Genomic DNA, 21,261 nt, shown 5'->3' on the forward strand with positions numbered 1-21,261 from the left:
ATAAGGCTTATAAAAAGAAAATAACCTGCGGAAACGGTCCGCAGGTTCAAAAGATATATCAAAAGGGGGTCATGCTGTTATTATAAACAACGAATATTAAGGAATGATGTTTTGAATATTACAATTGTATTACAGTCACTCTTTTGCGGCTAAATCCCTCAAGTATCGACAATCTTGTGGCGCGCTCTCAGCTTTAATCCAACTGCGATACATATCCACGATTGGAACGTAGCTTATAAATGACCTCATCATAATCGGCGTCATTCACCTTTGCTGATAATACATACCGCAATTCATCTTGATCACCGTTAATATACACATCTGTCGCACGGAGCAACCCTCCATCATGATTCGTTGTTCCGTTCCGATCTTCATCCAGATCCCTTTGGGCTGAGCCAGAGTTAATCTGGTCATCCTTCGCATCTGGTAGAATATTCTCGCCATAAGCACCCGCCGCAGGGATTGCCGCACCCGCAGAGCCTCCTGTGCTCACAGAGCCTGTATTGTTATAGGGGACCAGCGGAATTAAAACTCTCGTCTCCCGGCCGAGCGTATCACCCAAAGCACCTACTTCCAAATGTTCGGTTCTATAAGCTTGAAGCGAAGCTCTGGCACCCTCAGCTTCATCTTCTGTGCGAAAATAAGCCTGAATCTGTTTTGCCATATCAAATCCTCCTCGTTTGGGAATTGTACTGGCATTAATCTAAGAAAATATTTGCGTTCAAATTACAATACTTTTAATAACTCACGCACAAAGGCTGGCTCATCCTTAGGGGTCCGAGACGTAATAAAGTTACCGTCCACAACCGCCTCTCGATCCTCAAAATGAGCACCCGCATTAATCAAGTCATCTTTCAATGGAGGATAAGCTGTAATCGTCCGGCCTTGTAACAAATCAGCACTCGCCAAAATTTGTGGCCCGTGACAGATAGCGCCTATCGTTTTTTTGGACTCATTAATTTCAGTCACAAATTTCAGAACATTTGCATCCAGTCGTAGATTTTCCGGGGAGGATCCGCCGGGAATAACAACTGCATCATAATCACTTGATTTCACATCTGCAATGGCTTTTTCAATAGTGTAGCTTGCTTTACCTTGCTTACCGCTCACTTTCTCACCTTGCTTCAGCCCAACAATATCTGCCTCATGTCCAGCCTTTTTTAATTCATCATAAGGTACCTTCATTTCAGAATCTTCAAATTGGTCAGCCAATAAAAATGCAATTTTACTCATTAATGTTCAGATCTCCTTTCCGGTTATCCTCAAAACAAGTTTAAAATTAAGTTTGTTTGTCTACCACGCTTTGTTATTACCCGCTTGATCAGTTTTTATAACAATTCGCAGCGGTGGAAAAGAAAAAGGAGCCTTTCGGCTCCTGCACTAATTCAATGCTACATATTTTATTTTTGACCTCTTTGTGCTGCTTTCGGGTAGCACCTCATTAACGCTCCATTTAACCCGATGTTACCTGCGCGGCAAAGCACCGCGTCCCGGCTTGTCGATGGCTGTTGCAACATGCTGCAATAACGTATCAGCATTACGAGTAAGGTTGATTGCCTCCTGCATACTACCGGGAAAAAGCAGCACAGTGCTTCGATGCCCATCCATTTTTGGGGTTTGACGCATAGCTTCGTTTCTCCTGTCACCCTTAGGCTATCCGCCTGGCTAATCACCAATCGGGATGACATTATGGTCCCTCTAAACAGCTATTTTATTCTACCCGAATCATACCCATAAACGCACAGCTACGAACGTTCGCTATCCAAAATCAGTGTCACTGGGCCCCAGTTCGTCAATGAAACATCCATCATAGCCCCAAAAATTCCCGTTTCTACCTCCAGCCCCTTGGCTCGAAGCTGACTGTTGAAGAAATCATACAGCTTCTCCGCTTCCTCAGGTTTGGCCGCCCCCATAAAGTTAGGCCTTCTTCCTTTACGGCAGTCACCATACAACGTAAATTGAGAGACAGACAAAATGGCTCCACCGACATCCAGAACGCTGTCATTCATTTTACCTTCAGCATCCTCAAATATACGTAATCCCGCTGTTTTATCCGCCAAATAAACGGCATCGGCTGCTGTATCTCCCTGACCAATACCAACCAGCAGCATTAATCCGGTTCCAATCTTGCCGACCACCTTTTGATTCACCGTTACCTGAGCGTCTTTACAGCGCTGAATAATGATCTTCATCGCCTATCCGATATCTCCTTTAACCTTCCCTTTTAAAAGGTGCTCATAGCCGTATTACGGCTCTTTTAGCCGCCTATGGGTCTTTATACCCAAGATGTGTTACAAAGGCTATAAACCTATCTGTACGCTTAATAAGGTTATTGCATAATCCGATGCACAGTGTATACATCCTTCACCCGTTTAATCCGTTCGACAACAGAATGCAAATGATCCGTGTTGCGAATGAGAATTGTGATGTGAATCATCGCCATTTTATTTTTATCTGTACGACCTGTAACGGCCGAGAAGCTGGTTTTGTTCTCAGAAATGGCCTGAAGCACTTCATTCAGCAAACCGTTGCGATCATGCCCGGTAATCTCAATATCAACACTGTAATTGACTTCCGCTGCTTCTTCCCACTCCACTTCAATTACACGCGCCTGGTCTTCGCCCGTACCCGAAGGAATATTCGGGCAATCCGTCCGGTGAACGGATACGCCGCGTCCACGTGTTACATAGCCGATGATGTCATCTCCCGGTACGGGATTACAACATCGTGCAAAACGAACGAGTAAATTATCGACGCCTCTGACGCTGACACCGTTGGTCGGTGTTTTTTTTCGTTCGCCCTGCGGCTTGTACTCCTTGACCTCGGTCGTCAATTCGATCAACCGTGCCTCTTCTTGTTCCTTACGCAGCTTCTCTGTCAACCGTGTACAGACCTGCGCTGCGGTTATACCACCAAAGCCAATCGCAGACAGCATATCTTCGGAATCGTTAAAAGAGAACTTCTGTGCCACTTCCTGAAGCTTGTCGTCGCTCATCCACACCGATGGCTCGATATCACGTTTTCTTAGCTCACGTTCCAGATTTTCGCGGCCTTTTTCAACATTCTCCTCACGCTTTTCTTTCTTGAACCATTGTTTGATTTTACTGCGCGCGTGAGAGGACTGAGCAATTTTGAGCCAGTCCTGACTAGGTCCATAAGAATGCTTGGACGTCATAATTTCGACAATATCACCGGTTTTAAGCCGATAATCCAAAGGTACGATTCTTCCATTTACCTTAGAGCCAATCGTTCGATTGCCAACTTCGGTATGAATACGGAAAGCAAAGTCCAGCGGAACGGATCCGGCCGGCAACTCAATGACCTCACCCTTAGGAGTAAACACAAACACAAGGTCTGAGAAAAAGTCCATTTTGAGCGATTCCACAAATTCCGACGCATCCTTCGCCTCATTTTGCAGCTCCAGGATTTCTCGAAAAAAGGTGATTTTATCCTCAAAGTTAGTGTTGTTTGCTCCGTTGCCTTCTTTATAGGCCCAATGGGCCGCAATCCCGAATTCAGCGGTACGGTGCATATCCACTGTGCGAATTTGTACCTCGGTAGGCTCCCCGTTGGGACCTACTACTGTCGTATGAAGGGACTGATACATATTGGCCTTAGGCATAGCGATATAATCTTTAAACCGCCCCGGCATTGGCTTCCACAACGTATGGATAATCCCCAGTGTGGCGTAACAGTCTTTAATGTTATCCACAATAATTCGAATCGCCAGCAAATCATATATTTCATTGAATTGTTTGTTCTTCGTCGTCATTTTTTTAAACACACTGTAAATATGTTTAGGGCGTCCGGACAGATCAGCCTGAATGCCCATCTCTTCTAGCTTCTCTCTGATACGCTGTATGACATTATCAATAAACTGCTCCCGCTCGGCCCGCTTCTTATGCATCAAATTAGCGATGCGATAATACTGCTGAGGATTCAGATAGCGTAGAGCAATATCTTCCATTTCCCATTTAATAGCTGAAATACCCAGTCGATTCGCAACCGGACAGAAAATCTCCAACGTTTCATAAGCAATCCGACGCTGGCTTTCCTCTGACTGATATTTCAAAGTACGCATGTTATGCAGACGATCTGCTAACTTAATGACGATGACACGAATGTCCTGCGCCATAGCAATAAACATTTTTCGATAATTTTCGTTCTGTTGTTCTTCCTTGGAACGGAACTGGATACGCTCCAGCTTCGTCAGACCATCGACAAGCATCGCACATGTATCGCCAAAATGCTCGCGAATCTGCGCCAAAGACACCGTCGTATCCTCCACAACGTCATGTAAAAGAGCGGCGATAATGGAGATGGTATCCATCTGCATATTAACGACGATATCAGCAACCGCAAGCGGATGCAGAATATAAGGTTCACCGGACTTACGAGTCTGGCCGGAATGGGCCTGCTCGGCAAAATCATAGGCGTCCCTGATGCGGATAAGATCTGCTTCTCTGGTATAGGCCCCGGCCTTTTTAAGTAATTGCTCTATCCCCATTCTGCTCTATTCCGTGTCCTTTCTATGCAAAATGGAACCCGCCGATCAATGTCGCGCAAAGGTTCCCTTTTAAAAGTGATTTCCTACAATTATGACGGTTAGCACGTCGCACGTCAACTATTACAGGTTTGGCATTGTCGCATTATTCTGTCACACATGGATAAGTAAAATGAGGATTGTTGACGAAATGAAACGAATTATATTGAAAAAATTACGAAAAGTAATTAATGTATATAAGAATAATTGAAAGAACTAAGGAGTGAACTGCGTTGCAACGCGAAATTCAAGTTAATGAAAAGCTATCGGCAGGACCCGGGTTCCTGCTCAGCGTACAGCATTTGTTTGCCATGTTTGGCAGCACTGTGCTGGTGCCGAATATTTTCGGCGTCGATCCCGGCATGATTTTGCTAATGAACGGTATTGGCACATTGTTGTACATATGGATCTGCCGCGGCAAAATTCCCGCCTATCTCGGCTCCAGCTTCGCTTTTATCGCTCCCGTCAGTCTTGTGCTTAAAAACAATCCCGGCGGCAACGGCTATGCTATGGCTCTCGGTGCTTTCATCGTTACAGGTATTATTTTCTGCCTCGTCGCACTGGTAATCAAATATGCCGGAACCCGTTGGCTGGACGTCGTTTTTCCTCCAGCTGTTATGGGCTCCATCGTAGCCTTAATCGGTCTAGAACTGGTTCCGGTTGCAGCAGGCATGGCAGGCATTATCAATGCCGATCCTACTAAAGCCTGGACTCCAGATCCCAAAACGATTACTCTTTCGCTCGTTACACTCGGGGTCACTGTTCTGGGTGCAGTGTTGTTTCGCGGGTTTGCCAAAATCATTCATATTCTGATCGGTATCGTAGTGGGCTATGTGCTTGCTTATTTTATGGGCATGGTCAATACACAGGCCATTGCAGACGCTCCTTTTTTCGGACATCCTGCAATTACCACTCCAGTTTTTAATACCTCTGCTATGCTGACGATTCTTCCTGTTGCTCTGGTTGTCATCGTAGAGCATATTGGTCACTTACTTGTGACTAGCAACATTGTCGGGCGCGAGTTGTCCAAAGATCCTGGTCTCCATCGCTCACTGCTGGGTAACGGTATTTCCACCGTCATTTCCGGTTTTGTCGGTTCTACACCTAATACGACTTATGGTGAAAATATTGGTGTCATGGCATTAACTAAAGTGTACTCTGTATGGGTCATTGGCGGAGCGGCTGTCATTGCCATCTTGCTGTCCTTCTCAGGCACGTTCTCAGCGATTGTTTCTAATATTCCAGCTCCAGTTATGGGCGGCGTATCCTTACTATTATTCGGTGTCATCGCTGCCTCCGGTCTAAGAATCTTCGTTGAGCAAAAGGTGGATTTCGCCAAGCCAACCAACATGCTGCTTGCGACCATCGTGCTTGTTGTCGGAATCAGTGGTACTACGCTCACTTGGGGTGCTGTAACCTTGAAAGGTATGGCATTGGCTACAATCATCGGCATCATCCTCAGCTTGTTCTTCAAGCTGATTGACGTGCTCGGCTGGTCCAACGATAAATCGCAGGAACCTTTAACCGAGAAAATACCAGATTGATATCTGTTTTTAAACTTTGAAACGCCGCTCCATGTTAGTTATGGGTCAACACGCTCAGAATGTATAGACAAGCGTGTAAAGATCCATATCTCATGGAGCGGCGTTTTTTTATGCACGGCCTTTTTAAAATAGATACTCCTTCATCCATCTTCAGAGCACCCCATCCAAGTTAGTTGCAATAACCGCTTAGACCCTCGATAAGCAACGAGCAGCATTTTTGACTTATTTCCGTATCTAGCTTCTGCTTAGCAAAAAATAAAACAAAAACTAATTGAAATCAGTATGACCACTATGCTCCTTATGACCACCTCTGCTCCTTTTTTTATTGTTCATAGACATTTACGAAATTTTTTCATACCTATTTTCCAACAAAGAAACAAAATAGTCCGATGGAGCAACTCTTTAGATAAAGAGATGTTCCATCGGACTATTTAGGCGATCCGCACATAATTATTTCCCGGGAAACCCGGGTTTCAAAATACTTAATACGTAATCAGGGTGAATACATCTACATCAGTCAGTTTCGCCCGACCGTTTAAGTCAGACAGCTCAATAAGAAAAGCAGCCCCTGCCACATTACCACCAAGCTGGCGTACCAAGTTCACGGATGTAGCAATAGTTCCACCTGTAGCAAGCAGGTCATCAGCAATCAAAACATTTTGGCCTGGCTCTATAGCATCCTTATGCATCGCCAGCGTATCTTTACCATACTCCAAACCGTATGCTTCCTCAATGGTTTCCCCAGGGAGCTTGCCACTTTTACGGATGGGAATAAAACCAACACCAAGCGCATAAGCCAAAGGAGCACCAACAACGAACCCACGTGCTTCTGGCCCTGCAATCAAATCAATTTTCAAATCCGATACCAGTTCCTTCATATCGTTGATAGCCTTGCGGTATAGTTCACCATTTTTCATCAGGGTCGTAATGTCCTTAAAACTAATCCCTGGTTGTGGAAAATCGGAAATCACCCGAATATATTCTTTGTAGTCCAACTTAGTTCCTCCTACTGTAAACTTCAAATTAGTATATACATTTTACAACATAAATTGCGAAATAGTATCTCAAGACGCGCCCTTCATAAGCGACATAATCCAGCTCGTCATCTGGGTAGTGTCCGCATCCAACAAGTACTTCTCCATCTCAGCCATATTATACAATTCCTGATAGCGTGGAGAAGCTGTTAAATCCCGCTTAGGCGGATTGGATACAAAACAGAATTGACCATCTGTACGCGTCATAAACTCAAGTTCTTCGAAGATGTCCAATACTTTGGATAACATGCGTACTGAACAGGAGCACTGTCGGCTAAGAGCAGGCAGCATTGCTTTTTCATCAATAGGCTGTGTCCCCATTCGGGAAAGCACAACGTAAATACGCTTGAACAGCTCTCTGTCGGGGCTTACGAGTCGACCGCCACGCTCACTGACCGAATGAAGAAGAAATACGTTCTCTACATTCTCAAAGGTAGACCATAATGCCTGAAACTGATCCGGTGTATCCGGCGGCTCTAGTACGAACAGCGACTTTACAGAGTGCTGTGCATCTCTTTGACCATCACTGGGAATAACGCTGCCATCTTTATCGTACAACCATAAGGATTCAGCATCCACGGAACCCGAGGGACGAAGCCTAGATGACGGGTGGATCAACACCGCAACGTCTTTCTTTCTTTCCTCTATGCGTGGATGAAAGATCTTGAGTCCCCGCTCTAATTCGGCAAAAGGGTCCGACACTCCACGATAATCAAAAATTTGCGGCTCCTGCACTCGAATGTCCTGCATCATTAGCTGGAGAGACCTTTTACCGTTCCATTCGTTAATTGACAATTCACCCAGCAGATCTATCTCCGTTTGTTGCTGTAAAAAATCAGCCAAATCGCCACGACGGAAGGCAATCGCGTCCAGCGATAAACCGTTCTGCTCCAGCAAGAGCTTCACATGATTTTTCTCACGTCCCATTTTACGAGCTTCACGCAATTGCAGTCCCTGTAATACGAATCGTGGAGAAGGATTCCCCATACCAAAAGGCTGAAGCAACTCCAGTTCTTCAACCACTTGCAAAGATACCTCGTCCAAACGACAGACCATATCAGCTTCAGCTACAGGAATGAGATCTTCTGGTGTCAGAATGGAACCCGCATAGCGGTTCAGCTGCTCTTCAAACAATTCCAGATTGTCACGGGACAGCGTCATACCCGCAGCCGAAGGATGACCCCCAAAATGCTCCATAAGCTCATGGCTGTCCGTAAGAGCACTGTAAATATCCAATGCAGGAATAGAACGGGCAGAACCTTTGCACATGCCTGTCTCAGCATCTATACCAAGAATAATGGTCGGTCGATAATAACGATCCAATAGCTTGGATGCCACAATTCCGACAACGCCGACATTCCAGCCTTCACCAGCCAACACAATAACTGACGGTAGCTTGCCTCCATTCAGTTTGGATGCCAATTGTTGCTCGGCTTGCTCCACAATACGTTCGACCACCTGTTGACGCTCACGATTGAGCAGGTCCAGCGCATGCGCAAGTTGATCTGCTTCTTCCTCTTTTTCTGTCGTCAGCAGAGAAACTGCTCGTCCCGCATGATCCAAGCGCCCGCTGGCATTAATCCGCGGAGCCAATGCAAATGCGATGTTGACTGAAGTCACTTTAGATATATCCACGCCCGCTACATGGAGCAACGCACGAATACCCGGAAATGCAGAGTTTCTCATGGATTGAATCCCTCTGCGTACCATCGTCCGATTTTCACCATGTAGTGGCATCAGATCGGCTACCGTGCCGATAGCGGCGATTTCAAACCATTCCTCCGGCACCTCACCCAACAGCGCCTGGGCGAGCTTCAGGGCAACACCAACACCTGCAAGACCTTTAAATGGGTATGGGCAACCGGGTAGCTTCGGATTAATCAAAGTATATGCCTCGGGAAGTACAGCAGGCGGCTCATGATGATCCGTCACAATAACATCTATCCCCAAGGAAGTTGCATAAATAATTTGCTCTACTGCACTAATTCCCGTATCTACCGTAATGACCAGCGTAACTCCCTGCTGATGAGCCCAATCAAGGGCATGATTATGCAGACCATATCCCTCATTAGAACGATGGGGAATATAAATATCATAGGAAGCCTTCAGAAAACGCATGAGCTGAATCATCAATGATGTACTGGATACGCCGTCCGCATCATAATCGCCATAGATTAATATATGCTCGCCACGTTCCAGAGCCTGGCGAATTCTCGGCACGGCTTCTTTCATACCAAGAAGCAGAAAAGGGTCGTGTACATCGTCCACACTTCCGTACAAAAAGCGGTTTGCTTCCCCGGCGGTAGTGACGCCCCGGTTCACTAAAAGCCGGGACAACAATGGTGAAATCCCCAGTTCTTCTGTCAACAGCTGAGCCGCTTCCAGGTTAGCCTCTGGGGTCTTCCATCTGTACTGCGAATGAAGCAATCCTATTCACCTTTCTTTCATAGTCGTCTGCCCTATTGAAGCAACGACGACACATCATTATCTGGCAGTTCATGATTGGATTTGTAAGGATATCCGGCTTGATAAGAAATGAACTGCATTTGTACATGGGTCACCTGTGGAAAACGGGCTAACAGTAAATTTTTTGCTCGATCGGCAATTTCCTGCGCTTCCTGTACCGTAATCCGCGGGTTCACACTTATCGTTACATCCACTGTTATGAAATGGCCTGTTTCCTGGGCATGTAAGTGTTCAACCGTTACAATACCATACACCCGTTGAATCGTCTCCATAAAGCGTCGGGAGTCTTCCTCCTGCAAGGGCTGTGCAGGAACCTGGTAAGCGGTATTCATTACCATCAAATATCCTTTACGCAGCACCAGACAGGCTACCAGCAAAGCTGCGGTTGGATCAAGATATAATAATGCAGGCCATTCCATTGCTTCGCCAGTCATTGCACCAATCATGCCGATCAATGCAATCAACGATGCATACAGCGAGTAACGTTCATGGTTAGCGTACCGATCTGCTTCCGCTTTATGACCATGTTTAATCGAGTAGCGATATTGAAACTGAAATAGCGCTTCTCTCAACACCAACGCAATAAATACGGTAATTAATGCATACAGACCGGGAGCCTGCGGTTCCGAACTGCTTAATGAACGAACCGCCGAGATAGCTAGCTGAAGACCGCTCATCAGCACTAAAATAGCCAGCACCACAGATATGACCGTCCGAACCTTTTCACCGTTCCGCAACCGTGCCAGCATTCCGTGCCCTGTAGCACCCTTGGAAAACAGAAGCTCCTGCAAACGGGAAGCACTATCCGCAGCCGTGTGCAGTGCATCCCCCAACAACGCCTTGCTGTTTGCAGCATAACCGACGGTTCCCTTTAGAACAGCCAGCGCGAGATTACCTACAATCCCGCTCAACGCCGCAGTTTCCAATGATCGGCTGCGTTCGCTATTCACAACGTTTCCCCCTCAATCCTGAACTAACCCTTTCCCAATAAAGCTCATTCTAAAATAACCGAATTTCTCAAAACCAAAAACCATTCACATTTAAGTGCCACTACTGTGCCTTACTCAAGGTAAATCTCAAAACCTTAGAAAACCGCGCCCAAGCAGACGCGGCTTTCTCTTTAATTTATACTACTGGTATTTGCGTAACTTAAGACTTTGCAGTTTTGACCGCGCCCCCGCCAGTTGTCGGGGATTTTTGTTTTCCTTTCAATGCCACCCACAGCGGGCTGGCAATGAAAATGGAGGAATAAGCACCAAATAACAAACCAATGACCATTGCAAGTGAGAACATACGGATCGATTCGCCGCCAAATATGAACAAACATACGGAGGCAATAAACACCGTAAACACGGTTGCAAGTGAACGAGTCATTGTCTGCGCAATACTGTGATCAACTACCTGCTCTAAGTCGTCTCTGGACTTCTTCTTCGCAAATCGTAGATTTTCCCGAATACGGTCAAAAATAACGACGGTGTCATTAATGGAGAAACCAACAATCGTTAGAATTGCCGTAATAAAGGTCAAATCCACCTCAAGCCGGAAAATCGAGAAAATACTGATAACGAGGAAGGCATCATGCAACAACGAAACGATGGCTGCAATGGCAAACCGCCATTCAAACCGGATCGAAATATAGACCGCGATGGCTACACATGCTAGCAAAATCGCCCATATTGCATTCCGCTCCAGTTCTTGTGCCATTTCCGTATCTACTGTATTGACCTCAAAGGAAGCCTTTGGATCAAGCTCTTTATTAAAGGAAGTCTTAAAGTCATTCACTTGCTGATCCGTCAAAACCTGTGAGAAGCGAATGCCGAAACGCTCTTTTCCCGGTGTATAATCCACCTCTTTACCGATCTTCTGCTTGTCCAGCAAAGTTTGAATCTGTTCCTGCGTAACGACTTTAGTCAAATTGACATCCACATTGGAACCGGAACGAAAGTCTACCCCGTAATTCAAGCCGAATATCGACAAGCTCAGAATACCAAGCAGTGTGATAATAATCGAGAACGTGTAAAACCACTTGCTCATCTTGATATATTTATAGTCCCAATTAAAGCGCACTAATATCACTCTCCTTCACACCAAAATACTTGGGCTTCTTCACAGCATCCGCTTTAACCAGCAGATTGAGCAAGAAGCGGGAGAAGAAGATATTCGTCAAGATACTGGTGACAATATCAACGATAAGCACCAGAGCGAAACCTCTAACGGAGCCTGTTCCGAGACCAAACATAACCGCTGCCGCTATAATTGTCGTAATATTGGCATCCATAACGGTACGGAACGAAGCCTTACTACCTGCGATAACGGAAGAACGAATCGTTTTGCCCGTCTTGATTTCTTCTTTAATCCGTTCATACGTAATAATATTGGCATCGACTGCCATCCCGATCCCGAGCACGAAGGCGGCGATACCTGGGAGCGTGAGCACGAATCCACCCAAGTAGAAGATCGCAAGCACCAGCCAAGTATGAACGATGAGACAAAAACTGGCCACTAATCCTGGTATACGGAACATCGCAATCATAAATACCAGAATAATGATTGAGCCGATCAACCCAGCACGAATCGTCTGATCCAGTGACAATTGACCCAGCGTAGCACCTACACTCTGAGAATATTTTTCCGTCAGTTTGAGCGGAAGGGCACCCAGATTAATCGTATCCGCCAGTTTATTCGCTTCATCACGAGTGTAGCTACCTGTGATTGACGCGCTACCGTCCGTTAATTCCCCACGTACTGTAGGTGCAGACAGCAATTCCTGATCCAGGAAAATAGCTAATTCTTTATTCAGAAGTCGCTTTGTGATTTCTGCAAATTTAGCTTTGTCCTTCACTTTGATACTAATCTCAGGTTGATTCAGCTGGTCATAGCCTACAACAGCGCCATTCTCCACAAAATCATTACCGCGGAGCTCAATTTTGCTGTATTGGCCTGGCTTTTTAGCATCTGCTGCCGTTGCACTGCGGAACGTTAATTCTGCAGGCTTTTTCAGCATGGAGCGGACTTCTGCCTCATTAGTGACACCAGCAAGCCGCACGCGAATTCGGTTGCTTCCCTCTGTTGTTACTTCCGGCTCAGTCGTACCGAGCGCATTAATCCGTCTCTCCAGACTTTGAGCTGTTTGTATAAGAGACTGTCTGGTTACACTCTGCCCGGCTTCCAAAGGCTGGGCTTCATATAAAATCTCAAAGCCTCCCTTTAAATCGAGGCCTAATTTTAAACTGTTCAGTAGGCCCGGGCTTGTCCCGATCATAACACCAGTAGTTATGAGCACGACCACGATGAAACTTAGAATTCTCTTCATTCCGTCCCATGTTCCCCTTTCATTCTCAATATTCCTATTATAGCTACCCCTCAAAAAGCAGTCAATTTGAACGCAAAAAAAGACCCCCTTCTATTCGAAAGTGGAGCCCCGTAATGCGGACATAGTCAAATAGTTCATAAAGCTCGTCGCTTTAAGGGAAAGTATATCGTTAACGAGCTTGTGCAGCGGAGGGATACCCTCCTTTTCATATTTATGGCTGACGCAATTCCACACGTCCTTACTTGTGACATGCTCATAGCCTACGAGAATCAACTCGTCCGCCTTACTTTGACAGAGCATCTCAATTGCGTCATCCCAATCCTGCTCATCCAGCTCTTCCATACCCACGATGGCCGTTCCTCCTCCCAGCGACTACCGGTTCCGCAGATCAGCAATTAGCGGGGTTATTGACTGCTTTGTAGAACATTTCTGTCCTGATCCTGGAAAACCCTTCTTTTCGTTGAAAATAGCCTTAAATCAACAATATATGCATTCATTTCGCTCGTCAATAGCAGAATTCACCACTCTCCCTCTTGTTGTCTAAATCACTTTGTTTCTGAACGGAAAAGCTTGTCATGAAGATGGACAGGTCCAGCATATCTTCTAAAGTAATGTATAGACGCAGAATTACATTTTGGGGAAGAGGGAGTTGCGATTGAAAAAGCAGACATTCATCCATGGAGCAATTATTTTATTGGCAGCAGGAATTATCAACCGGATACTAGGTTTTATTCCCCGAATCGCACTCCCGCGTATCATCGGCCCCGAAGGAGTTGGCTTGTACCAACAGGGGTATCCCTTTTTTATCGTTCTGGTGACGCTTATTACAGGGGGAATCCCTCTTGCGGTAGCCAAGCTAGTAGCCGAAGCCGAAACGGCGGGACAGCCCGAAATGTCGCGGCGTATTTTGCACACCAGCCTGCGCTTCACCATTACACTCAGTCTGATCGCCATGGTGCTCTGTCTTGTGTTCGCGCCTTGGATCACAAGCCATCTCCTGACCGACAGCCGCGTGTATTATACATTCGTGAGCATGAGCCCAATGATAGTCATTGTAGCTGTTTCCTCAGCTTATAGGGGCTATTTTCAGGGAAAGCAAAATATGATTCCTTCTGCCACCTCCTCCATTGCGGAGACCGTTATGCGCATTTTTTGTGTCATTTGGTTTGCTTACTTGTTACTTCCCCATGGGGTAGCCTACGCTGCTGCAGGTGCCATGCTCGGTGCTCTGGCGGGCGAATTCATTGGCATGATTGTGCTGCTATGGCAATACGTGTGTAACCATCGAAAAGATCGCATCCTTCAGCCAAAGTCGCCTATCCCCTCCTCTGAGGTTCAACCCGAGCAATCATCCGTTTTGTCACGTCTTATGTCTATATCCATTCCCGTTACTGCTGGAAGGCTTGTTGGTTCCTTATCCTATTTGCTTGAATCTATCTTGTGCATGCGTAGCCTCGCCGTAGCAGGCATTGCAACTGGCGTGGCAACCGCACAATATGGAGCCATGCAGGGCATGGTCATTCCTGTATTATTACTACCTGGGGTTCTTACCAGTTCGCTAGCAGTTTCACTCGTTCCTTCGTTATCCGAAGCAGCAGCCAAGGGGCATATTACAGCCATTCACAAACGTCTACATCAATCGCTTCGGCTCGCTTTGGTTGCAGGAGCCCCCTTTGCCGTAATCATGTATGTTTTGGCAGAACCTCTGTGTCTGCTACTCTATAATAATGGCGATATTGCAGGCATGCTGAAGCTCATGGCACCTTTTGCTCTTTTTATGTACATTCAGGCCCCGCTTCAGGCAGCACTTCAGGCATTAGACCGTCCTGGAAGTGCCTTATTAAATACCTTTATCGGAGCCGTTATCAAAATTGCGCTAATCGTCTGGCTTGCTTCCCAACCTCAGTACGGTATCTACGGAGCTGTCATCGCCATTTGTATTAACAGTGCCATTGTTACACTCCTTCATGGCTTCAGTGTCAGCAGACTGCTTCGCTTCCGCGTACGTTTGCTCGATTTCTGGAAGACCGGGATAGGTATGATCATCATGGCAGCAGCAGTATTATATACCTACAGACATCTAACGATGTTCAACCAAATGTGGCTTCAGTTTATTTTTGCCGCAGGTTTGGGAATTATACTGTACCTTTTCCTAATGACCTTGATCAAAATGATTGATTGGGACAACCTTACACGCATTCCAATCCTGAGAAGATGGTTTAAAGCATAGGAAATCTAATCCGAAGATTTTCCATAGGCCGGTGGTGTAATATACACATCACCTCTATGGTTAACCGAGCATAAAAAAACATCCTTAAAATCTTTGTGTCCCTTTGCTTGAATCTGATTTTTAAGCCAAAAACGGTTCATATCCATCCGTTCCAAATTTCGATCCAGCACCTTGCCATCCATGATTAATGGAATAGGCAGTCCCTCATATCTAAACTTTCCACCGATTTGTGGAGAAGGATGGACCTTATTCACCTGTTGCTCTTTGTTTATCAAATCTGTTCCGTTTAATTCTTGCTTCATTTTTCCGTGTTCCACTCCATCGTTATCATCCTTACCTATAACCGTTAGCTTACCTGTCGTTTCCAAAATAACATATTCGACTTCGTCCAGACTTTCTATATTTTGTTCACGAAGTTGTAACAGCAAGTCATCTAAATTGTAACGTTGTTTCACCATTTCGTCCTTGTTTAATTGTCCATTGGAGTACAATACACTGGGCCTACCATCAAATAGTAAGCGCAGTCGCCGACTTTTCAGACTAAAAAATGAAATCCCGATTTGCAAAATTAACAGCACTCCTAAAGGAATCAGCCCTTCATAAAGTGGACGTTTTATATCCTCCAGGCTGAATACAGCAATTTCTGCAATCATAATCGATATGACGAGATCGAAAACAGACAATTTGCCGATCTCCCTTTTACCCATCAAGCGCATCACCAGATATACAATAAAATACATGAGCAGCGTCCGAAAAATATGAGCAAAAATATCGTGACTCAATATGTTCGCCTCCTCCCCTGTACTTGCAATAAGACATTAGTCGTTCATTGTACACGTATTCTGACCGTTCCTCACTTGGCTCATACAAAAAACAAAAGGCTAAATTATTGAAATAAAGAGAAAGACTGCTTGCGACTTGGTACTAAGCAGGGAGGCTTGGCCATAGAATGATAATAGTTCAAACCTTGGTACAGGAGGAATTATCCATGGAGCTCATTCGCCGCTGGTGTTCGTTTCGTCTGGCCCATCCCATTTTATCCGGCTTATTTTATGCTTTTGCATGGATGCTGCTTGGCGCATTGATTCTTTCACTACTCTTGTGGCTGACACAGATGCAGGAACAGGACTTATCATTGTATACGTATATCGTCCACGCATTCGCCATGCTATCTGGCGGCTTCGTCGCCGGTAAAAGATCCACAAACAAAGGCTGGTATCAAGGCGGTATTACAGGCATCCTGTATGGACTAATCGTTCTTCTGGTCGGTTTTCTGGCATTGGATGCGGGCATGAACGGCAAGGACCTGTTACACTTAGCTTTCGCGTTTGTCATAGGTGCAGGTGGTGGGATGTTTGGCATTAATCTCAGCAAGTAATCAAAATGTTTGTATCCATGTAATAAAACAACACAAAAAAACCGAGCCTCCTCAAAGGCTCGGTTTTTGCATAACGGTCAGAAGCATTTTACGATTTGGAAACAACTTCCTCAGATGCCGTGTCTTTTGCAATCGCATTACTAATTGCACTGCGGTCAAAGGTCAGCTTCGTGACATCATTCACACGCAAAACTACTACATCATCCGTAATCTCCACAATTGTACCGTGAAGACCTCCGATCGTAATTACTTTATCTCCCTTTTTCAAAGCTTGAAGCATCGTTTGACGCTGCTTTTGTTTTTTCTGATTCGGGCGAATCAGCAAGAAATAGAAGATTACAAACATCAGAGCCAGTGGCCAGATCATTTGAAAAAGTCCGCCAGTTCCACCGGGTGCAGTAGCGGCTGTAGCAAAATGAAACATGTTAAATCCCCCTTTCGTATACTCTCCCTAAAACTTAAAAGCCTTTATCATTATCATGAAGACCGTACTGCTCAAAAAATTCATCTCGGAAATCAAGCAGCCTGTCATCCATAATCGCTTGTCTGACATTACGCATCAATTGTATTAAGAAATGCAAGTTATGATACGTTGTCAGTCGGAGCCCGAAGGTTTCATCCGCTTTAATCAAATGCCGCAAGTAAGCACGTGAATAATTGCGACAGGTATAACAATCACAAGCGGGATCGAGCGGGCCAAAATCACTTGCATATTGGGCATTGCGAACGACAAGACGACCTTGGCTGGTCATCGTTGTCCCGTTGCGAGCAATTCGCGTTGGAAGTACACAATCAAACATATCCACACCACGGATAGCGCCTTCAATCAAGGCATCTGGAGAACCTACACCCATCAAATATCTTGGCTTGTTGGTGGGAAGCAGAGGCAGCGTGTAATCTAGCACTTCATACATCAAATGCTTCGGTTCACCTACGCTCAGTCCACCAATAGCATACCCCGGGAAATCCATGGAAGTCAAATCCGCAGCGCTTTGCTTACGCAGATCTTCATGCATGCCTCCTTGAACAATGGCAAACAGCCCTTGATCATGAGGACGCGCGTGTGCCTCCAAACAACGCTCAGCCCAACGGCTGGTACGTTCCAGTGACTTTTTCACATACTCATATTCAGCCGGAAATGGCGGGCATTCATCGAAGGCCATCATAATATCTGAGCCAAGCGAGTTTTGTATTTCCATCGCCACTTCAGGCGAAAGAAACTTCTTATCTCCATTTAAATGAGAGCGAAAATGAACACCCTCCTCTGAAATCTTGCGCATTTCACTTAAGGAAAACACCTGGAATCCACCGCTGTCCGTTAAAATAGGGCGATCCCAATTCATAAACTTGTGTAGTCCACCTGCTTCACGAATAATATCGTGGCCAGGACGAAGAAACAAATGGTACGTGTTACTCAAAATAATTTGAGCATCCATCGCTTTCAGTTCCTCAGGACTCATCGTTTTAACAGTAGCTTGAGTTCCCACAGGCATAAAGGTTGGTGTCTCAATAACTCCATGAGGTGTGTGTACACGCCCAAGACGGGCTCCCGATTGCTTGCAGGTTTTAATATGTTCGTATCTTATTGCTGGTGCCATATTTTCTCTACCATCCTTAATTAATAAATGAACATTGCGTCCCCGAAGCTGAAAAACCGATATTGTCGGTCAATCGCCTCCTGGTAAGCATGCATAATATTCTCCCTGCCCGCCAGTGCGCTGACCAGCATAACCAAGGTGGATTTAGGCAAATGAAAATTCGTAATCATCGCATCCACCACACGGAATTCATAGCCTGGATAAATAAAAATCTGTGTCCAGCCACTACTGGCCTCTAATACTCCATCTAGGAATTTATTGCCCACCGTTTCCAGCGTTCGGCAACTGGTCGTCCCCACCGCCACGACTCTTCCGCCGCGCGCCTTGGTTTCATTGAGTACATCCGCTGTTTCCTGTGACAATGAATAGTATTCTTCATGCATCACATGTTCTTCAATCGTATCCACAGACATCGGTCTGAACGTCCCTAAGCCAACATGAAGTGTGATAAAGGCAACGGTAACGCCCTTCTTTTTAATCTGGTCCAGCAATTCTTCTGTAAAGTGCAGCCCTGCCGTTGGAGCCGCAGCAGAACCTTCATGCCGAGCATAAACTGTCTGATAACGCTCGCGGTCATCCAGTTGTTCCTTGATATACGGCGGAAGCGGCATCTGCCCCAGACGGTCCAAGATCTCCTGGAAAATACCGTCATATGAAAATGAAAGTACCCTTCCGCCCATATCTCCTTCTTCCTCAATTACTGCTTTCAGCTCATCACCGAAAACGATAACAGCACCCTTTTTCAGCTTTTTACCGGGTTTCACCAGTGCTTCCCATCGATCCCCTTGCAGTTGCTTAAGCAGCAAAACCTCAGCCTTAGCTCCCGTGTCTTCCTTGATGCCAAACAAGCGTGCAGGAATCACTCTCGTATCGTTTAACACCAGCGTATCCCCTGGTTGAAGATACTGCACAATATCCGAAAACGTATGATGACCCACTTCACCATTATTTTTGTTTAACGTCAGTAATCTGGAAGCACTCCGATCAAGCAAAGGTGTCTGTGCAATTAATGTTTCAGGCAGTTCAAAATCGTAGTCGTTTACATTCATATATTGGTCAGTCCTTAACTATATCCACATTTTTGTAATAGTGTTGCAAAATTTTCTTGTAATCATACCCCTGCTCGGCCAAACCGTTGGCACCCCATTGGGATAAGCCCAAACCATGACCATTTCCTTTACCTGTAAAAATAAAGCTTTGTGTTTTGTCAATGACCCGTGCATGACGATCTTCATTCATGACGATCACCCCGTTACCACTTGAAGTACTACTGCCAGATGCGGACAGGATTTGAGTGCCTTGTGTACCACTTACATGAGAAGTAGCCCCATCAGCGCCTAATACAGTATAACTTCCGGTACTCGCAATATCAAACAGTGTGCTTGGGAGTCCGCCCATCGCTGAGCGAAACATATCTGGATATTTCACTTTCAAAGGGGATCCGTCCGCTTCAACCTCCAACACTCGCCCTGATGGACCACGTTTGGTGACATCAAGGTGATTAATAGAGGAAGGCACTGTGCCCGTGACTTTCCCTTGCAGGGATTTAGCAAGCTGAGCTGACGTAAAGGGCCCCCGCACCCATGCATAGTCTCCGGACTGAGGCACCTTTTCTAATACAATTATCTCTTCGCCCGGCTGCGCCTTGGCTATTGGTGTAACTGTCGATTGGATTTGGGGAATAGGACGCACATTTGTATTTTCCGCAGTGACGGTGATTTTGTCTAACCCCGCTTCTGTGACACCCTCCAGTTCCTTAGCATTATCCTCACGAATATAACCTGTTTTGCCACTGGAGAGAAGTACATGATACCATTCCTGTGCTCCTTTTTGTGCCGAGGTATCCCCCGAGCTGTCTACGCTGGCAAAGGCTTCGCCACCACTGTTCCACACCTCGGAAGCATCTGCTGTCACACCGCCCGCATTAGATGAGAATACAGCTTCGACCACTTTGCCGCCACTTTTAATGACTTCACCAGCTGTTGCATCTACAGCCTCATTGACATTGGCATGTTCCGAGCTCTTACCGTTGTAAGCCTGGCTTAACGTGCCATCTACTACATTGCCGATCTGAAACCGATTGCCTTGGGCAAGCGCGTAGCTACGAGCCGCTACCGCTTGAGCCTTGAGCGCTTCATCTGGCCATGAGGAATAGACCTCCGCTCCTACCACAGAATACAAATACTGCTCCAAAGGAACTTCGTTCACAAGCGCCAGCTGGCCTGACGTCATGCCGATCTCCATCTCGCCGCGATATGTACGCTGGGATCTTTCGACCACTTGTATTCCATTATTACCGCCGTTAACAATTACCTTGCTATTATCAGAACCACTTAGCATGTAATGAGACATCACCTGCGAGCCAGTCGTAACTCCTGCTTCCTGTCTTATAATGAGGCCGGTTTGAGTAGCATTAACTTTAGACAGCGTGAGTCTCGGCTGCTTGCTCTCCAGTTCTGTTTTCAAAGCCGACAGCTTGCTGTCATTACTTTCTTCTCCAACCCATACAGCATACTGGCCTCTTGATTGAATCACAGTAAAAGCATCAAAGCCCGCCGCAGCAATTGTCGTTCGAACGAGATTAGCTTCCTGCTCGCTTCCGTAGCTTCCTGTGGACCAATGCTTGTTTCCCTTAACCTCGGGCTGCGCTCCGGTTGCGGAGGAAATCCGCTGTACAGCAGCCTGCGCAGACTGTTCACTAGCATATATTCCCGCGTACACTTGATACACAGAGCTACCATTTTTTGAACCGATAAAAACCGTAGGTTTATCATTAGTCTTTTGCAGGGCTTGGGCCGCTTTTATCGCCGCTGCTTCATTTCCTTCAAGTACCTTCACCCGATAGCTGTCTACACTAAAACGAACCGTACTGTCTGGCAGTCCCATCCAAGTTTGAAAACTGCCTCCACTGTTCTGTCCAACACTCAGACCTCCTGATGATTTCAAGGTTACAGCGGGAACTGTCGCTTTATATTTGCTACCTAGATCCGCAAAAATCACTACACGAATATCCTCTTGGGCGGCAGCAGCGTGAACGCCCGAAGACCAAGGTATGCACACTGTAGCTGATACCATAATCGCTGCTGCTCGTTTGGCCCGGCCCATCCATGCACCGAAAATACTTTTTCGGTTAAATGCTTCTCCACTCATTTCTG

19 protein-coding genes are annotated in these 21,261 nt (G+C 46.0%); 3 read left to right on the plus strand and 16 right to left on the minus strand.

Annotated elements, in window-relative coordinates; genetic code table 11:
- Positions 1-193: 193 nt before the first annotated feature.
- From ACUUJN_RS19980 to ACUUJN_RS20000, 5 genes are all read right to left on the minus strand, one after another.
- On the minus strand, positions 194-664 hold the full coding sequence (locus ACUUJN_RS19980) for a hypothetical protein (RefSeq protein WP_028542430.1): 471 nt from the start codon (positions 662-664) through the stop codon (positions 194-196).
- Positions 665-726: 62 nt separating this feature from the next.
- The gene (locus ACUUJN_RS19985) at positions 727-1,233 is read right to left on the minus strand and encodes a type 1 glutamine amidotransferase domain-containing protein (RefSeq protein ID WP_013311559.1); all 507 of its coding nucleotides are present in this window, start codon (positions 1,231-1,233) and stop codon (positions 727-729) included.
- Positions 1,234-1,464: 231 nt separating this feature from the next.
- Positions 1,465-1,626, minus strand: coding sequence for a hypothetical protein (locus ACUUJN_RS19990; protein WP_264454652.1), 162 nt, complete (start codon positions 1,624-1,626; stop codon positions 1,465-1,467).
- 119 nt (positions 1,627-1,745) lie between these two features.
- Positions 1,746-2,192, minus strand: a complete 447-nt coding sequence (dtd, locus tag ACUUJN_RS19995; RefSeq protein WP_013372633.1) for a D-aminoacyl-tRNA deacylase — start codon at positions 2,190-2,192, stop codon at positions 1,746-1,748.
- Positions 2,193-2,329: 137 nt separating this feature from the next.
- Positions 2,330-4,507: a RelA/SpoT family protein gene (locus tag ACUUJN_RS20000; RefSeq protein ID WP_025720225.1), complete on the minus strand. Its 2,178-nt coding sequence runs from the start codon at positions 4,505-4,507 to the stop codon at positions 2,330-2,332.
- 269 nt (positions 4,508-4,776) lie between these two features.
- Here ACUUJN_RS20000 and uraA point away from each other — a divergent pair, with 269 nt between their 5' ends.
- The gene (uraA, locus tag ACUUJN_RS20005) at positions 4,777-6,087 is read left to right on the plus strand and encodes a uracil permease (RefSeq protein ID WP_209943391.1); all 1,311 of its coding nucleotides are present in this window, start codon (positions 4,777-4,779) and stop codon (positions 6,085-6,087) included.
- Positions 6,088-6,569: 482 nt separating this feature from the next.
- Here the strand turns inward: uraA and ACUUJN_RS20010 are convergent, their stop codons facing one another.
- From ACUUJN_RS20010 to ACUUJN_RS20035, 6 genes are all read right to left on the minus strand, one after another.
- On the minus strand, positions 6,570-7,082 hold the full coding sequence (locus ACUUJN_RS20010; protein WP_028542428.1) for an adenine phosphoribosyltransferase: 513 nt from the start codon (positions 7,080-7,082) through the stop codon (positions 6,570-6,572).
- A gap of 69 nt (positions 7,083-7,151) precedes the next feature.
- Positions 7,152-9,548, minus strand: a complete 2,397-nt coding sequence (gene recJ / locus ACUUJN_RS20015; protein ID WP_484668858.1) for a single-stranded-DNA-specific exonuclease RecJ — start codon at positions 9,546-9,548, stop codon at positions 7,152-7,154.
- A 32-nt stretch (positions 9,549-9,580) separates the two neighbouring features.
- The gene (locus tag ACUUJN_RS20020) at positions 9,581-10,537 is read right to left on the minus strand and encodes a cation diffusion facilitator family transporter (RefSeq protein ID WP_023989928.1); all 957 of its coding nucleotides are present in this window, start codon (positions 10,535-10,537) and stop codon (positions 9,581-9,583) included.
- A 199-nt stretch (positions 10,538-10,736) separates the two neighbouring features.
- Positions 10,737-11,654, minus strand: a complete 918-nt coding sequence (gene secF / locus ACUUJN_RS20025; RefSeq protein ID WP_484668859.1) for a protein translocase subunit SecF — start codon at positions 11,652-11,654, stop codon at positions 10,737-10,739.
- Positions 11,644-12,900 (minus strand): protein translocase subunit SecD, encoded by a 1,257-nt coding sequence (secD, locus tag ACUUJN_RS20030; protein WP_023989930.1) that lies wholly within the window; start codon positions 12,898-12,900, stop codon positions 11,644-11,646. Before secD ends, secF begins: the two co-directional genes overlap by 11 nt.
- A 90-nt stretch (positions 12,901-12,990) precedes the next feature.
- A complete protein-coding gene (locus ACUUJN_RS20035; RefSeq protein WP_013311570.1) occupies positions 12,991-13,248 on the minus strand; it encodes a post-transcriptional regulator in 258 nt (85 codons plus the stop codon).
- Between the two features lie 307 nt (positions 13,249-13,555).
- Here ACUUJN_RS20035 and spoVB point away from each other — a divergent pair, with 307 nt between their 5' ends.
- Entirely contained in the window at positions 13,556-15,130 is a 1,575-nt protein-coding gene (gene spoVB, locus ACUUJN_RS20040; RefSeq protein ID WP_071558356.1) for a stage V sporulation protein B, read from the plus strand.
- 5 nt (positions 15,131-15,135) lie between these two features.
- Here the strand turns inward: spoVB and ACUUJN_RS20045 are convergent, their stop codons facing one another.
- Positions 15,136-15,912: a YetF domain-containing protein gene (locus tag ACUUJN_RS20045; RefSeq protein WP_025720234.1), complete on the minus strand. Its 777-nt coding sequence runs from the start codon at positions 15,910-15,912 to the stop codon at positions 15,136-15,138.
- Positions 15,913-16,118: 206 nt separating this feature from the next.
- On the opposite strand from ACUUJN_RS20045, the gene ACUUJN_RS20050 reads away from it, so the two are divergent.
- Positions 16,119-16,508, plus strand: a complete 390-nt coding sequence (locus ACUUJN_RS20050) for a TIGR04086 family membrane protein (protein ID WP_023989933.1) — start codon at positions 16,119-16,121, stop codon at positions 16,506-16,508.
- Positions 16,509-16,596: 88 nt separating this feature from the next.
- On the opposite strand, the gene yajC is transcribed toward ACUUJN_RS20050, so the two are convergent.
- The 4 genes from yajC to ACUUJN_RS20070 are packed head-to-tail and all read right to left on the minus strand — an operon-like array spanning position 16,597 to position 21,256.
- On the minus strand, positions 16,597-16,932 hold the full coding sequence (gene yajC, locus ACUUJN_RS20055; RefSeq protein WP_023989934.1) for a preprotein translocase subunit YajC: 336 nt from the start codon (positions 16,930-16,932) through the stop codon (positions 16,597-16,599).
- Positions 16,933-16,966: 34 nt separating this feature from the next.
- Positions 16,967-18,106, minus strand: a complete 1,140-nt coding sequence (gene tgt, locus ACUUJN_RS20060) for a tRNA guanosine(34) transglycosylase Tgt (RefSeq protein ID WP_013311575.1) — start codon at positions 18,104-18,106, stop codon at positions 16,967-16,969.
- A 20-nt stretch (positions 18,107-18,126) separates the two neighbouring features.
- Positions 18,127-19,155: a tRNA preQ1(34) S-adenosylmethionine ribosyltransferase-isomerase QueA gene (gene queA, locus ACUUJN_RS20065; protein WP_028542424.1), complete on the minus strand. Its 1,029-nt coding sequence runs from the start codon at positions 19,153-19,155 to the stop codon at positions 18,127-18,129.
- A gap of 7 nt (positions 19,156-19,162) precedes the next feature.
- On the minus strand, positions 19,163-21,256 hold the full coding sequence (locus ACUUJN_RS20070) for a SpoIID/LytB domain-containing protein (RefSeq protein WP_484668860.1): 2,094 nt from the start codon (positions 21,254-21,256) through the stop codon (positions 19,163-19,165).
- Positions 21,257-21,261 lie beyond the last annotated feature (5 nt).

This window comes from Paenibacillus sp. LRG-1 (assembly GCF_057220305.1).